13 protein-coding genes are annotated in these 14,610 nt (G+C 63.3%); 3 read left to right on the forward strand and 10 right to left on the reverse strand.

The features are described from left to right. Window positions 1-26: 26 nt before the first annotated feature. From AC5RUU_RS09415 to AC5RUU_RS09430, 4 genes are all read right to left on the reverse strand, one after another. Entirely contained in the window at window positions 27-1,079 is a 1,053-nt protein-coding gene (locus AC5RUU_RS09415) for a LacI family DNA-binding transcriptional regulator (protein ID WP_493974941.1), read from the reverse strand. Between the two features lie 69 nt (window positions 1,080-1,148). After that, entirely contained in the window at window positions 1,149-2,102 is a 954-nt protein-coding gene (locus tag AC5RUU_RS09420) for a carbohydrate ABC transporter permease (protein ID WP_493974942.1), read from the reverse strand. Then, entirely contained in the window at window positions 2,102-2,989 is an 888-nt protein-coding gene (locus AC5RUU_RS09425) for a carbohydrate ABC transporter permease (RefSeq protein WP_493974943.1), read from the reverse strand. The genes AC5RUU_RS09420 and AC5RUU_RS09425 overlap by 1 nt, the downstream gene beginning before the upstream one ends. Before the next feature lie 68 nt (window positions 2,990-3,057). Beyond that, window positions 3,058-4,338: an ABC transporter substrate-binding protein gene (locus AC5RUU_RS09430; RefSeq protein ID WP_493974944.1), complete on the reverse strand. Its 1,281-nt coding sequence runs from the start codon at window positions 4,336-4,338 to the stop codon at window positions 3,058-3,060. Between the two features lie 297 nt (window positions 4,339-4,635). Between AC5RUU_RS09430 and AC5RUU_RS09435 the strand changes: the two genes are divergently transcribed. The 3 genes from AC5RUU_RS09435 (at window position 4,636) to AC5RUU_RS09445 (ending at window position 8,799) form a co-directional block, all read left to right on the forward strand. Further along, entirely contained in the window at window positions 4,636-4,839 is a 204-nt protein-coding gene (locus AC5RUU_RS09435) for a hypothetical protein (RefSeq protein WP_493974945.1), read from the forward strand. Between the two features lie 66 nt (window positions 4,840-4,905). Then, window positions 4,906-6,111, forward strand: a complete 1,206-nt coding sequence (locus AC5RUU_RS09440) for a NosD domain-containing protein (protein WP_493974946.1) — start codon at window positions 4,906-4,908, stop codon at window positions 6,109-6,111. A 99-nt stretch (window positions 6,112-6,210) separates the two neighbouring features. Further along, window positions 6,211-8,799 carry a GH32 C-terminal domain-containing protein gene (locus tag AC5RUU_RS09445; RefSeq protein WP_493974947.1) on the forward strand — a complete coding sequence of 863 codons (2,589 nt, stop codon included), beginning with the start codon at window positions 6,211-6,213 and terminating at the stop codon, window positions 8,797-8,799. 9 nt (window positions 8,800-8,808) lie between these two features. Here AC5RUU_RS09445 and AC5RUU_RS09450 read toward each other — a convergent pair whose 3' ends face one another. From AC5RUU_RS09450 to AC5RUU_RS09475, 6 genes are all read right to left on the reverse strand, one after another. Further along, window positions 8,809-9,483 (reverse strand): hypothetical protein, encoded by a 675-nt coding sequence (locus tag AC5RUU_RS09450; RefSeq protein WP_493974948.1) that lies wholly within the window; start codon window positions 9,481-9,483, stop codon window positions 8,809-8,811. A gap of 156 nt (window positions 9,484-9,639) precedes the next feature. Further along, on the reverse strand, window positions 9,640-10,260 hold the full coding sequence (locus AC5RUU_RS09455) for a hypothetical protein (RefSeq protein ID WP_493974949.1): 621 nt from the start codon (window positions 10,258-10,260) through the stop codon (window positions 9,640-9,642). Window positions 10,261-10,522: 262 nt separating this feature from the next. Further along, window positions 10,523-11,095 carry an MOSC domain-containing protein gene (locus AC5RUU_RS09460; RefSeq protein ID WP_493974950.1) on the reverse strand — a complete coding sequence of 191 codons (573 nt, stop codon included), beginning with the start codon at window positions 11,093-11,095 and terminating at the stop codon, window positions 10,523-10,525. Between the two features lie 51 nt (window positions 11,096-11,146). After that, window positions 11,147-13,537 (reverse strand): ATP-binding cassette domain-containing protein, encoded by a 2,391-nt coding sequence (locus tag AC5RUU_RS09465; RefSeq protein ID WP_493974951.1) that lies wholly within the window; start codon window positions 13,535-13,537, stop codon window positions 11,147-11,149. 76 nt (window positions 13,538-13,613) lie between these two features. Beyond that, window positions 13,614-14,033, reverse strand: a complete 420-nt coding sequence (locus AC5RUU_RS09470) for a VOC family protein (RefSeq protein WP_493974952.1) — start codon at window positions 14,031-14,033, stop codon at window positions 13,614-13,616. Next, window positions 14,030-14,479: a helix-turn-helix transcriptional regulator gene (locus tag AC5RUU_RS09475; protein WP_493974953.1), complete on the reverse strand. Its 450-nt coding sequence runs from the start codon at window positions 14,477-14,479 to the stop codon at window positions 14,030-14,032. Before AC5RUU_RS09475 ends, AC5RUU_RS09470 begins: the two co-directional genes overlap by 4 nt. Between the last annotated feature and the right edge of the window lie 131 nt (window positions 14,480-14,610).

Consider the following 14,610-nt stretch of genomic DNA (forward strand, 5'->3'; position numbering starts at 1 on the left):
CTTGGGAAGTGGAAGGGGCTGGCTGCCTACCGCCGGGGAGCCGCGATGGAATCGCGGCGCACCAGGGGGCAGCTCAGAATGGTCGGGTGAGGTGCCATGAGGGTAAGGTCGGTCTTCCCCTCGACGGCGTCAATCAGGTGCTCGGTGGCCCAGGCACCCATCTCGTAGTGAGGCAGGGCAACGGTGGTGAGGCCCGGGTGAAGGTTGGCGGCGATCAGTTCCTGGTCATCGAAACCGACGATTGAAAGATCAGCGGGGATGGCCAGTCCCAACTCGGCGGCTGCGCGGTAGGCTCCCATCGCCATCCGGTCGTTGTAGCAGAACAATGCCGTAGGCATATCGGCGCGGTCCTCGCGGGCCAGGATCCTGCGGGCCGCTTCATACCCACCTTGCACCTCGGAGACCTCGGACTCGACAGGTGCCGCGCCGCCGTCGAGCCCTGCTTCGGTCAGCGTGGCCCGGAAGGCCTGGAGCCGATGACGGGTTGCGGGGACGTCATCGGTGTTGTTGATAAAGCCCACCCGGGTGTGGCCAGCTGCGAGGAGCGCGCCCACCGCGGCCCGTGCACCACCTTCTTCGTCCGGGATCACGGCGGTGATGTTTCCGCCGATGGAAACGGAGTCGACCAGGACGGAGGGCACGCTGCCGAGGTTGGCCGGCAGCTCCACGTTGCGGTGGTACATGGTGGCGTAGAGGATGCCGTCCACCCGGCGTTCCAGGAGGGCCTCGACGTCGGACCGCCTGGATTCGAGGCTGGCTGAGCCGGAGGTGTTGATGATCATGAGGTTGTACCCTCGGGCTTTGGCGGCCTCCTCAGCGCCGAGGATGATCCGGCCGGCGTGGGGCGTGGTGGCGATGTCCTCGCTGACCAGTCCCAGCATGCCGGTCCTCTGGGTGCGAAGGGCCTGGGCAAGGCGGTTGGGGCCATAGCCCAGTTGCTCCGCAATGATCCTGACCTTGTCCCTGGTTTCGGGGCTGATCCGGGCGTAGGAAACCTCGTTGAGGACGTGGGAGACAGTTGTCACGGAGACGCCGGCGGCGACGGCCACGTCCTTGATGCCGATGTTCTTGTTGCTCATCTGTCTCCCACGTCCTTATGGTTTGTGATGCCCCTGGGCGTCATCAGTAGGCTACTCGTTGTTGGTGGTCTACCCCTTCACGGCGCCGAGCGTCATGCCTGCGACGATCTTGCGCTGCAAGAGAAGGGTGAGGAGGATGACCGGGATGGAGTAAACCGCGGCCAGCGCCGTCATGGATCCCCAGTCCAGGCCGAACTGGGTCTGGAAGTTCGCGATCACCACGGGCGTTGTCTGGGAACGGATCGCTGTCATCAGCAGCGCGAAGAGGAACTCGTTCCAGGAGGCCAGGAAGGCGAAGATCGCGGTCACGGCGATGCCGCCGGAGACCACCGGGATCACCACCCGCCACAGGGCTCCGAGTCTGCTGCAACCATCCACCGTCGCAGCTTCCTCCAGGTCTTTCGGCACCGCTTCGAAGAAGCTGGACATCAGCCAGATCGACAGCGGCAGCGAGATGGTGGTGTGGGCAATGGAAAGAGCGATGGGAGTATCTGACAGGCCCATGGAAGCCATCATTGAAGCCAGCGGAATACCGATCGCCACCGGCGGCACCATGCGGGTGACCAGGGCGGCCATGATGAAGATGCGGCCGCTGAGGGTTTTGTACCTGGTGATGCCGTAGGCAGCCGGTACTGCCAGGAGCAGCGAAAGCAGGGTGCTGATGATGGCCGTCTGGATGCTGTTGATGAAGGAGGCGAGGACTCCGCTGCGGCCCAGTGCGTTGGTGTAGTTCTCCAGCGTCCATTCCTTGGGCAGGATGCTGGGCGGTACGGCGATGGTGTCGATCGGAGTCTTGAAGGATGTGAAGAGCAGGTACAGGAACGGGAAGCCGTAGAGAACCATGGCAGCTGCCAGGAGGATCCAGAGCAAGGTCCTGGTGCTCCGGCGGCCCGCTTCCAGGCCCTCCCGGTTGACGCCACGGCGTTTGCGGCCGCTGCTGCCCATGGTGGTTGGCACGGCAGGCGGGACAGTCGTGGCAGCTGCCTTCCCGCCGTCGTTCTTTGTTCGTTCGGCGACACGCATCAGTTGTCCTTTCCTGGCCGCCAGATGGTGGACACCGCGACGAACGCGACGGCGAGCATGGCCAGCAGGTAGAGGGTGCCCATGGCACTTGCCAGCCCTGGATCACCGAAGCGGATCATGGTCCGGTAGATCAGCAGGCTCATGGTTTCCGAGGCGGACTGCGGTCCGCCGTTGGTTTGGATAAGGATGGTGTCAAACGCCCGGGCCGCGTCGATTCCGCGGACCACCAGGGCGACGGCGATGACCGGCCGCAGCAGGGGCAGGATAATGCGGAACAGCATCGCTGGTGCGCGTGCACCGTCAAGGCGCGCTGCTTCGATCAGGTCCCCTGGAATGTTCTGCAGCCCGGCAAAGAGCACCAGGCACATGAAGGACGTGGTCAACCAGATGTCAGGAATGGCAACGGAGTACAGCACAATGTCCGGGTCCGAGAGCCAGCCGATCTGGTTGGGGTTGGACAGGATGCCGGCCTGGTGCAGGAGGGTCCCGATGAGCCCGAAGTTATCGATCATCAGGAACTTCCAGAGGAGGCCTGCCACGATCGGGGCGATCATCAGCGGGTACATGAACACGGTCCGCCAAATTTGGGAGCTGCGCCCAAGGGTGGTGAACAGCAGCGCCATGCCCAGCCCGAGGGCGAACTCGAGGGTGACCACGATCAGGGTGTAAGCCAGGGTCCGCCAGCCGGCACCCATGAAGGCGTCGGAGGCGAAGGCCCGGAAGTAGTTATCCAGGCCCACGAAGTCGCGGGGGCCGCCGGCGATCGGCGAGATCTTGAAGAAGCTGTCCGCCACGAGGCGGAACAGCGGAAAGGCGACAAACACTGCAAGGAACAGCGCCGCTGGTGTCATCAGGAACAATGCGAAGCGGCGATCGGAAATACGCACGGTTTTCTCTTCCGCTGGTTGGGGAACCGTGGCCGGCACCGGTTACTCAGGTGCCGGCCACAGTGGTCTTACTTTAGGAGGTCCTCGATCTGCTTTTTGGCGTCGGCGAGGAGTGTGGCGGAATCTCCGCCGGCCACGGCCTTCTGCAGCATGGGAACCAATACTGTGTCCACGATCTGCTGCCACTTTTCGGTCGCGGGGCGGGTGGCTGTGGCTTTCCCGTTGAGCGTTTCAATAAGCGGCCCGAAGCTTTCGTAGCCTTCCTTGTCCTGGTACTTCTCGAACGCGGAGATGCGGGAGGCGAGGCCGAGGCTGGATTCGATGCCCATGCTGTTGTGGTCATAGGCGCATTTGACGAACTTTTTCGCGTTGTCGGTGTTCTTGGTGGCCTTGGGAACGGTGAGGTACCACGGGCCGGGAACACCGGCCACTCCGGCGCTGCCGGCGATCATGGGAGCGGCTCCAACCTTGCCGGCCACGGGCGAATCCTTGGGGATCTGCCGGTAGGCGTGGGCCCAGAACCGGGTCATCGCCGTCTTGCCCTGGTTGAACAGGTTTTGGGCCGCAGCCCAGTCCACCTGCGCGGCACCGGAGGGAGCGGACTTGGTCAGGCTGACATAAAAGTCCAGGGCCTCCTTGTGCGCGGCGTTGTCGATGACCACGTTGTTGTTTTCGTCCAGGATCATTGGCGAGCCGGCCTGCAGGACGTGGGCAAGCCATTCCGTTTCTACGCCGCCCTTGACGTCCGTGCCGTACATGCCGTCCCGGGTGAAGAACTCGGAGATGTCCTGGTACTGCTGCCAGGTAGTGGGTGCGGCAAGTTCGTAGCCGTACTTGGCCTGGAAGTCAGCCTTGTTCTTGGCGTCTTCGAACAGGTCCTTGCGGTAGAGGATAATTTCGGCGTTTGTCCAGGCGGGCAGGCCGATGAAGTGCCCGTCCACGTTCGCTTCCTTGACGAGGGCGGGGAAGATGTCCTTCTTGGCCTCGTCGGTGAAAATTTCGTCGATGGGCTGGACAGCGTCCTTGAAGCTCGGCAGCCAGACCGAGTCCAAGGCTGCGACGTCGAAGGAAACGTTGCCGGAAGAAAACTCGCTGGAGAGCCGGTTGAACATGCCGTCGTAGGGCAACTCGACAAAGTTCACGTCGATCCCGGCGTCCTTCTTGCACTGCTCGGCAACGCCCTTGAGCTCGGCATGACCGCCGGCCTCTACCAGGACGTTGACGGTGCTGGTGCCGGCGCTACCCGTGGTGGACGGGCCCCCCGCGCCGCACCCGGTGGCCGCCAGTGCGACGGCGGTGCAGAGGCCGCCAATGGTGGCGAACCTGTTGATGGTCTTTCGAGTGGACATCGCTGTCGACTACTTTCTCTCGAACGGAAATGGCGAGACTGAATCTGGGGTGAAAAATCGTTTTGCTAAAACGACTTGGCACTCACCATACGACCGCCCGTCGGAAAGTGTCAAGCGTCACAACAGCGACATTCCACCTATTGACGACCTGGGGGAGAAGCCCCTAACGTGATCCCGAACCGGCGAAAAACCGTTTTGGCAACTTTGGCAGACCGGGCACCTTTTGCGCAAGCGTCCAACATCAAAGTGTTCCGCCGGGTCAGGCCTTCCCACAGAGCTCAAACGAAGGAGTTTCACGTGCAAGTCCACCCTCAGCAGCCCGCCCGCAGAGCAGTGCTGCGCGTCGGGTCAGCGTTCTTGGCTGCGTTCGCCGGCACCCTGTGTGCGGCCAGCCAGGCTGCGGCCACCCGCAGCAATCCAATCGCAACCCGCCAAGAGGCCGAAACAGGCCAGCAGCTTCCGGAGCTGCCGGGCCACCGGCACATCATCGGGCTCCTCTAGCACTGCTTCATCCACCCAAAACGCCAGCAGCTATGCATTCCCCCAACGAAGTGAGGAGTATCAGCTTTGACAACTGTTTATGACGTCACCACCTGGTCCGTCCCTGGAAATCCCGCAGCAACCCCCTACAACGACATCGGGCTCATCATCAACAGCATCATCGCCGATGTGAAGTCCCAGCAGACCAGCCAGGCCTCCAAACCAGGCGCCGTCGTCTACATCCCACCGGGCGATTACTCGCTAAAGACCCGCGTCAATGTGGACATCAGCTTCTTGACCATCCGCGGCTCAGGGCATGGATTCACTTCCAGCAGCATCCGCTACAACGCGGGCAACACGTCCAGCTGGCATGAGATCAACCCCGGCGGCAGCAGGATCCGGGTGGAAAACACGGACGGAAACACCGATGCGTTCCGCGTCTTCCGCACCGGCGACCCGCGGCTGAGCTCGATCGTGTTCCAGAACTTCTGCCTCGACGGCGTCTCGTTCGGCTCCAACCAGAACTCCTATGTGAACGGAAAAACGGGCATCCGCTTTGATTCCGCCAACGATGCGTGCCGCATCGAAGGCATGGGGATGGTGTACCTGGAACACGGACTCGTTGTGCGGGACACGGACGCCCTGAGCGTGAGCGGAAATTTCCTGGCCGAGTGCGGAAGCTGCATTGAACTCCCGGGCTCCGGGCAGGCCTCGAAGGTCACGGACAACCTCATCGGCGCCGGCTACGCTGGCTTCTCGATCTTCGCCGAAGGGCACATGGGCCTGCTCGTGAGTGGCAACAACGTGTTCCCGCGGGGCAGGAGCAGCGTGCATCTCAAAAACTGCACACGTTCATCCCTCACCTCCAACCGGTTCCATGCCTTCTACCCGGGCATGGTGAATTTCGAAGGCAACTGCACCGAAAACCTGCTTGGTGCGAACCACTTCCTCCGGCAAATGGAACCGTTCGACCCCCTCAAGCCTTACAACAACGGGCTGGACGACCTTTTTGGGCTCGTTCACCTTGCGGGCAGCGCAAACACGGTCACGGGAAACCACTTCTCCTATGACGTACCGTCAGCCTCGGTGAAGCCGCAGGGCCAAAAGCCCACCATCGTCCTGGTGGCCTCGGGCGCGAACAACTACATCGCAGCCAACAACACGGTAGCCTCTGTGCCCGTGAACACCGTGGTGCTGGACGGATCCACAACCGGAACCAAGATCCTGGACAGCGGCACGTCGGCTGAGTTTGTCCACTACACCAGCTCCTACTCGTTCCGGGCCACGCCCTAATCCATGGTTGCGCGCTCCTTCCGGGCCACGCGCAGGAAAGCGACAGGCCCGGAGGGAGCGGCCGCGGCTTCAACAGATGCAGTCGAAGGACATGAATCAATGATGATCAGTCGTACAAGGATGCGGTGGGCCACGGCGATGGCGGCGGTGCTGGCTGCTTCGGCGCTCACGACCGTGAACGTGCCGGCCCACGCCACCGACCCGGACCCGGCCACCCAGCAATACCGGCCGTATCTGCACTACACGCCACAAAAGAACTGGATGAACGACCCCAACGGGCTCGTCTACCACAAGGGCGTCTACCACATGTACTACCAGTACAACCCCAACGGAACGACCTGGGGGAATATGAGTTGGGGGCATGCCACGTCAACGGACCTGCTCCACTGGCAGGAAAAGCCTCTCGCAATCCCCCAGGCATTCAACGGGTCCAACCAACCCGTAGAGGACATCTTCTCCGGTTCCGTAGTTGTAGACACGCAAAACACCAGCGGCTTCGGGACTCTTCAGAATCCGCCCCTGGTTGCCGTTTACACAAGCAACTTCACTGGCGCCCACCCGACGTTTCCCGGTAAGCAGGCCCAGTCCCTCGCTTACAGCACGGACGACGGTCAGACGTGGGCCAAATACACAGGGAACCCTGTACTGAACAGGAACACCAGTGATTTTCGTGACCCCAAAGTGTTCTGGTACCAAGGGCCCGCCGGCTCCTATTGGGTGATGTCCGCCGTGGAAGCCAACGAGCACCGGGTTCTCTTCTACAAGAGCAATGACCTGAAGAACTGGGATTATCTTGATGACTTCAAGCCGGCCAATGCAACGGGCGGGCAATGGGAATGCCCGGACCTGTTTCCCCTCGCCGTGGACGGGGACCCTACCAACATCAAATGGGTGCTCGTGGTTAACATCAACCCGGGAGCGGTGGCTGGGGGAAGCGGCGGACAGTACTTTGTCGGTTCCTTCAACGGCACAACATTCACTTCGGAAACCACCGACCCTGCCGACGTGCCACCACCCGGCACTCTGGTCGCCGGCTTCAACGGCGGCAGCTACAGCGGCTGGAACGTGCAGAACGATCCGTCCAACCCATCCGGGCCCTGGGGCAGTTCCCCTGCAACCGGCACCCTGGCGGGACAGCAGGAAGTCACCGGGTTCATCGGGGCCGGCCTGGTGAACGGGTTTCGTGGCGGGGACGCCCCCGTAGGCACGATGGAATCCGCGCCGTTCACGGTGGGCAAGGACTACATCAACTTCCTGGCCGGGGGTGGAAACCACCGACAATTGCCGGGTGAACAATCGGGCAATCAAGCCCCTCCGGGATACCTGTTGTTCGACGGGTTCGACTATCCCGGAACGCTTACCGACGCCGGATGGCAGCTAAGCGGTGACTTCGAGGCAGCGCGCAACCCGTCGACTGCAGGCGGCGAGTTCGCCATGGGCAAGCGGATCAACACCTTCGAAGGTGGTTCAAAGGCGGACGAAAACGTCGGAACCATCATCTCGCCGGAGTTTTATCTCACCAATACCAACATCGCCTTCCTATTAGGCGGCGGCGGCCGGGCCGGCGGGCAGCTCCAAGTTGAACTGCTGGTAGGTGGCGTGCCAGTGCGCAGCACCACCGGGACGAATTCGGGCGACCTGAACTGGAAAAACTGGGATGTGTCCCAGTACTTCGGCCAGATTGCCCGGATCCGAATCGTAGACAACGCCACGGGGCCGTGGGGCCACCTCACCTTGGACAACATGGTGCTGGGCTCAGAGCCGGCTAAACCCAGGAGCAATGAAACAACCGTGAACCTCGTGGTCAACGGACAGACGGTCCGCACGGAGACTGGCTCCAATTCCGAACACCTGGACTGGAAGACCTGGGATGTAAGCGAGTTCAAGGGCAGCCAGGCCACCGTCAGGATCGTGGACAACAACCGCGGCGGCTGGGGGCACATCCTGGCTGACGAGTTCGTCGCATCCGACATTACGCGGCAGGAACAGCACGACTGGCTCGACTGGGGGCGGGACTACTACGCCACTGTCTCCTTTAATAACGCCCCGGACGGCAAACGCATCATGCTGGGCTGGATGAACAACTGGGATTACGGACAGGCCACGCCCACCACCACCTGGCGCGGCACCATGGCCCTCCCCCGGGAAGTGCTCCTCACCCAAACCCCGCAGGGGCCACGGCTGATACAGAAAGTGGTGGCCCAGGCCGACACACTGAAGAACACGGCCGCGGCCTACGCCACAACCCAGGCCCAGGACATCCAGCCGGGCACAAGCGATCTGCCGATCTCTGGGGAAGTAGTTCAAATTGATGCCGAATTCTCCCCCGGAACCGCGTCCTCCTTCGGCCTGAAGGTACTGGGCAACGGAACTGAAGCAACACGTATCGGCTACAGGACGGCAAGCGGACGTCTCTTCATCGACAGGACCAACTCCGGAAATGAGGGTTTCCATCCGGCTTTTGCTTCGGTGGACGATGTCCCCGTGCAGCTCATCAACGGCAAACTGCGCCTCCGGCTTTATGTGGACAGGGCGTCAGTCGAAGTTTTCGCCCAAAACGGCCTCGCAACTCTGACCGACCAGGTGTTTCCTGCGGCAGGAGCAGACGACCTGTCCGTCTTTTCGGAAGGCGGAACTGCAAGGCTCGTAAATCTCACGGTAACGCCCCTGAACAAGGCCATGTGGTGACCCGAAATCCTATTTCCTCGCGTAGACGTCGAGGTGGAAGCGGATCTGCGTTCCCTCCCCCGTAAGTACGACGTCTTGTCCCCGCATGAATCCGCGGATCCGGTACTGGTTGCCCGGCGTCACCTTGAACAGGTGCTCGTCGTTGCTCCAGCCCACCACGGCGGCGGCATCGTCGGCGTTCGCGACAGACAGGCTTGCATCGTCCTGGTACCCCTCGGGCTCCCGCACAAGGTTCGCCGGCTCGCCGCTGCCAGCACTGCTCCATGAATGCCAGCTCTGGACGCTGCCGCTGCCCAGGCCATCGTGCACCACCGGTCGCACTTCCGATCCGTCCGGCCGGTACTCGATGACCGTCACCAGATCGAAGTACGCAGTTCCCCGCATTCCACCTTTAGCGGATATCACCGGCATGGCAGCCACTGCGGCTGAATCATTGATAGCCAGTACTTCGCTGTCGTAGACCTTCCAGTCTGAGGTACCCGCAGGCAGTGACGGGGTGCCGATGGTGCTTCCCGGCAACAGCTTGCGCCGGTCGGGTGTGAGGTCGGTAATGTCAGCGGACACGCAGCCGGCCAGCCCCACAACCAGGACCGGCAGAATCAGCCGCACCACCAGGCCGCTGCCCGCTGTCCGCCGTCCACGACGTTTCCGGTATGCTCCCGGCTTACCGACATCGGCCGTCATGCGGCCTCCCTTGACTGGACTCCACGTGACAAGGATATTCAATGGCTACGCGCCTGTCCCGGGAAATTCGGGGAACAGCTATGAATGCGGCCGCTACGGCAACCGACTAAGCGGGTGTGTCAGTGCTGGCCCTTGTCTCCGCGCGAGTCGTGCCGGTTATCTTTTGGCTTCATCCAGCATCCTGCAAACGTCCCGGGCATCCTCCACCGAATTATGCGTGACTTTTGCATATTCAATGGGAGCGTCCGGGTTATCAGAGAAATGCAGGTGGTCTGCAAACTTTCCGTTCTCAAAGTAGAAGAAGGCAGGCAATCCGGCCGCAGCCATGGACGCTATTTCCACATCCGTTGTTACGGCGACTATCGAGGGCCCTTCGAAGATGGTGTCGACGATGCTTTTGTCTGCTGACCACCGCTCGGAACCGGGCCCCGAAATGTCCAGCTCATCTATGAAGGCACCGTCTGAAAGGCGCTGAACGTCGACGGTGGCATCGCCACGGTACTTCACATACAGGCCGCCGCTGCGGGTGGTCCTGCCCTTGTACTCGACATCCCGGACATCACCGGGGCTCAGTCGAACGGTGGAACCACAGAGTGGAAGTTCGATGGCGCTGTAGTAGCTTTCCGGCAGGGGGACGTACTCCCCGTGGGTGTCCTGGGGCTGCCAGGGTTCTGCAGGCGCAGCATCGTCAGGCTGGGCGGAAGCGGGCGCAGTGGAACCCCCTAGCAGTGCAAAAGCAGCGGCCAGGGGGAGGCAGAACAGTTTGGAAGTTTTCATGATTGGGTTCCTGGTAAGGCAAAGGAGCGGGCTGCTGCACTGGCTCTGCCAGGGTTGCATCAAATGCGCGGATCGGGCTTTGCCGTTTTCCGGGCTTTCGGGACGAGTCCCTTTCTGCAGCCGATATTGGCCGCCTCATCTCCAGCCGGTATTCGGCGAGGTGGGCCCATCGTATTCCGCGGCGAATTACAGGTCGAGGGAGCCACCTACCCCATTTTCTATTAGGGGTTGGGCCCCCTGGCAGCAAGCCCCTGGACATGCGCTACGGCAGCCGGGACGGCCGGAGCAGGCTCGGCACCGCGGCCTGATCGGGGTCCAGCTGTACCGGGCTGACCAGAACCGCCCGGCCGCGGTGCAGGAACCCGTCCGACAGGGCCCGGCAGCGGATGCCTCCGCGCCCGCGCATGGCGGCATGGGCGCCGGGGGCGAGCACCTCGTTCATCCACGCGCACGGTTGGGCATGCCGGCCGGCGTGCAGCGTCACGGCGGATCCGCCCGACTCCAGGGTGAAATCCATACCCAGCAGGGGAGGCAGCTGTGCCCCGCGGAGCACCACGTTCCGCCGTGTCAGCAGCGGATCGAAGGGCCCGGCGCCCAGCTCAGCGGCGATTGCCTCCAGCGATTCCACGGCGAACAAAGTCACCGCGGCATCCATGTGTGCGGCCTTGCCATAGAAGCGGTCTCCAACTATGCCTTTGCCCGCCACCACCTGAGCCCGTTCGGCGTCGAAGGCAGGCACCTCGGCGGCGCCGTCGCGGGCCCGGCCAAAGTACGCATGGGCGGGGGACACGAGCAGGTGCAGGATCTCGACGTCGTACCGGTAGTTTTCGGCCATGCCTCCACCGTATGCTGTTGCCGCGTTCGATCCCCGGCCGTCCTGACGGGGCTACGCCCCCACGTAGGTGGCCAGGTGCTGCCCGGTGAGCGTTGTGCGCCCCGCCACCAGGTCAGCCGGCGTGCCCTCGAAAACGATTGTGCCGCCGTCGTGCCCTGCCCCCGGACCGATGTCGATAATCCAGTCCGCGTGCGCCATCACCGCCTGGTGGTGCTCGATGACAATCACCGACTTGCCCGACTCCACCAGCCGGTCCAGCAGGCCCAGCAGGTTTTCCACGTCGGCCAGGTGCAGGCCCGTGGTGGGCTCGTCCAGGATGTAGACGTCCCCCTTCTCGGCCATCTGGGTGGCCAGCTTCAGACGCTGGCGCTCGCCGCCGGACAGGGTGGTAAGGGGCTGGCCGAGGGTGATGTAGCCCAGGCCGACGTCCGCCAGCCGGTCCAGGATCTTGTGCGCGGCCGGAGTCTTGGCCTCGCCTTCGCCGAAATAGGCCCGCGCCTCTTCTACGGACATCGCCAGCACTTCCGCGATGTTGCTGCCGCCCAGCGTGTACTCCAGCACCGCGGCCTGGAACCGGCGGCCCTCGCAGTCCTCGCAGGTGGACTCCACCGTGGCCATGACGCCCAGCTCGGTGAAGATCACGCCGGCACCGTTGCAGGTGGGGCAGGCGCCTTCCGAGTTGGAGCTGAAAAGGGCGGGTTTGACGCCGTTGGCCTTGGCGAAGGCCTTGCGGACGGGTTCGAGGAGCCCGGTGTAGGTGGCGGGGTTGCTGCGGCGGGAGCCCTTGATGGCCCCCTGGTCGATGGTGATGACCCCCTCGCGTTCGGCCAGCGAGCCATGGATGAGGGAGCTCTTGCCGGAGCCGGCCACGCCGGTCACCACGCAGAGTACGCCCAGCGGCACGTCGACGTCCACGTTGCGCAGGTTGTGGGTTGAGGCGCCGCGCACTTCCAGCGCCCCGGTCGCGGAGCGGACCGTCTCCTTGATGCGGGCACGGTAGCCGATGTGCCGCCCGGTGACGGTGTCGCTGGAACGCAGCCCTTCGACGTCGCCCTCGTAGACAACCTCGCCGCCGCCGGAGCCGGCCAGGGGACCGAGGTCGACGACGTGATCGGCGATGGCAATGGTCTCCGGTTTGTGCTCCACCACCAGGACCGTGTTGCCTTTGTCGCGCAGTTGCACCAGGAGGTTGTTCATCCGCTCGATATCGTGGGGGTGCAGGCCGATGGTGGGCTCGTCGAAGACGTAGGTGACATCGGTCAGGGAGGAACCCAGATGGCGGATCATCTTGGTGCGCTGCGCCTCGCCGCCGGAAAGGGTGCCCGCAGGCCGCTCCAGCGAGAGGTAGCCCAGGCCGATCCCGGCGAAGGAGTCCAGCAGGTCCCGGAGCCCGGCCAGCAGCGGCCGGACCGAGGGCTCGTCCAGTTCGCGGATCCATTCGGCAAGGTCGCTGATCTGCATGCTGCAGAGGTCAGCGATGTTCTTGCCCTTGATCTTCGAGGACAGCGCCTCCGGCGTCAGCCGGGTGCCCTCGCAGTCGGGGCAGGTGTCGAACGTGACGGCCCGTTCCACGAAGCGGCGGACGTGCGGCTGCATGGCCTCCACGTCCTTGGACAGCATGGATTTCTGGATTTTGGGAATGATGCCCTCGAACGTGAGGTTGACGCCCTCCACCTTTATCTTGGTGGGCTCCGCGTAAAGCATCGTGTCCAGTTGCTTCTTGGTGAAGGACGCGATGGGTTTGTCCATCGGCAGGCCCATCCCCTCGAACAGCCGGCCGTACCAGCCGTCCATCGAGTAGCCCGGCACGGTCAGGGCGCCCTCGCCCAGGGACTTGGAGTCGTCGTACAGGGCGGTCCGGTCGATGTCGCTGATGTTGCCCATGCCCTCGCAGCGCGGGCACATGCCGCCCAGGTAGGTCACCTGCTGGACGATGCTTTTCTCGACCCGGCCGCCCTTCTCCGTGCTCATCACGCCGCTGGCCTTGCGGGTGGGGACGTTGAAGGAGAATGCGGTGGGCGGGCCGACGTATGGTTTGCCCAGCCGGCTGAACAGGATCCGCAACATGGCGTTGGCGTCCGTGGCGGTGCCCACGGTGGACCGCGGGTTGGCGCCCATCCGCTCCTGGTCCACGATGATCGCCGTCGTCAGTCCCTCCAGCCGGTCCACCTCGGGACGGGCCAGGCTGGGCATGAACCCCTGCACGAACGCGCTGTACGTTTCGTTGATCATCCGCTGCGACTCGGCGGCGATGGTGGCGAATACCAGGGAGCTCTTCCCTGAGCCCGAGACGCCGGTGAACACCGTCAGCCGGCGCTTCGGCAGTTCCAGGCTGACGTCCTTGAGGTTGTTCTCCCGCGCCCCCTGGACACGGATGGTGTCGTGGCTGTCAGCAACGTGCAGGCCTGCCGGCTGTGCGTCTGTGCTCGTGTCCGTGCTCATCGGGTCTCCATCTGTTGGGCGGGGATACGGAGGGAGGCCGCGCTCGCAGCCTCCCCCGGGGTCGCTGGTTTCAAGCTTAGGGCTGCTGGTTGATCCGGACGGTGTTGCCGGCGGGATCGCGGAAGGCGCAGTCCCGGATTCCGTAGGGCTGGTCGATGGGTTCCTGGACGACGTCGGCTCCGCTCGCCTCCACCTTGGCGAAGGCCTTATCCACGTCCGGTGAGGACAGGACCACGGTGGCGTAGGTGCCCTTGGCCATCATTTCGGCGATGGTGCGGCGCTCGTCGTCGGTGATGCCAGGGTCTGCGGCCGGCGGGTAGAGGACGATGGAGACGTCCGGCTGGCCCGCGGGGCCGACCGTGATCCAGCGCATGGTGCCGCGGCCAACGTCGTTGCGGACTTCGAAGCCCAGGGCGTCGCGGTAGAACGCCATGGAGGCGTCCGGATCGGTGTGCGGAAGGAAGCTGGAGGAGATGGTGATGTTCATGGCAGTCATGCTAGTTGCGGCTCCGGAAGCGGCGCTTCTCGATTCCTGACCGGTCTGGTGACCTGTTTTGCCACGCACGCCGGGATTCCCGCCGTCGAGCGTTCCGCCTCCTGTTTGTAGACGCTGGGAGCCATCCCCACCAGCTCGCTGAAGCGGGTGCTGAAGGTGCCCAGGGAGGAACAGCCGACGGCGAAACACACCTCCGTGACGCTGAGGTCACCTTTTCGGAGCAGCGCCATGGCGCGTTCGATCCGCCGCGTCATGAGGTAGCTGTAGGGCGATTCCCCGTAGGCCAGCTTGAACCTGCGGCTGAAGTGCCCGGCGGACATGTGCACGTCCTTGGCGAGCGATTCGACGTCCAGCGGCTGCGCGTACTCCCTGTCCATCCGGTCCTTGACGCGTCGAAGTTCGGTGAGTTCCCGAAGGTAGGGGTCTTTGGGGGGAGTGGTGGTCACACCTCAGATCGTGCTACCTGGCGGGGGAGATGTCCAGAGATACGGAGTCCCTGAGGGGCAGGTTGCACCTATGGATCACGCTGTTTTGCCATGGTACTTTGACCCCCTACGTCGCTTGCAAGGAAGCGATC

Source organism: Arthrobacter sp. K4-10C (assembly GCF_059090085.1).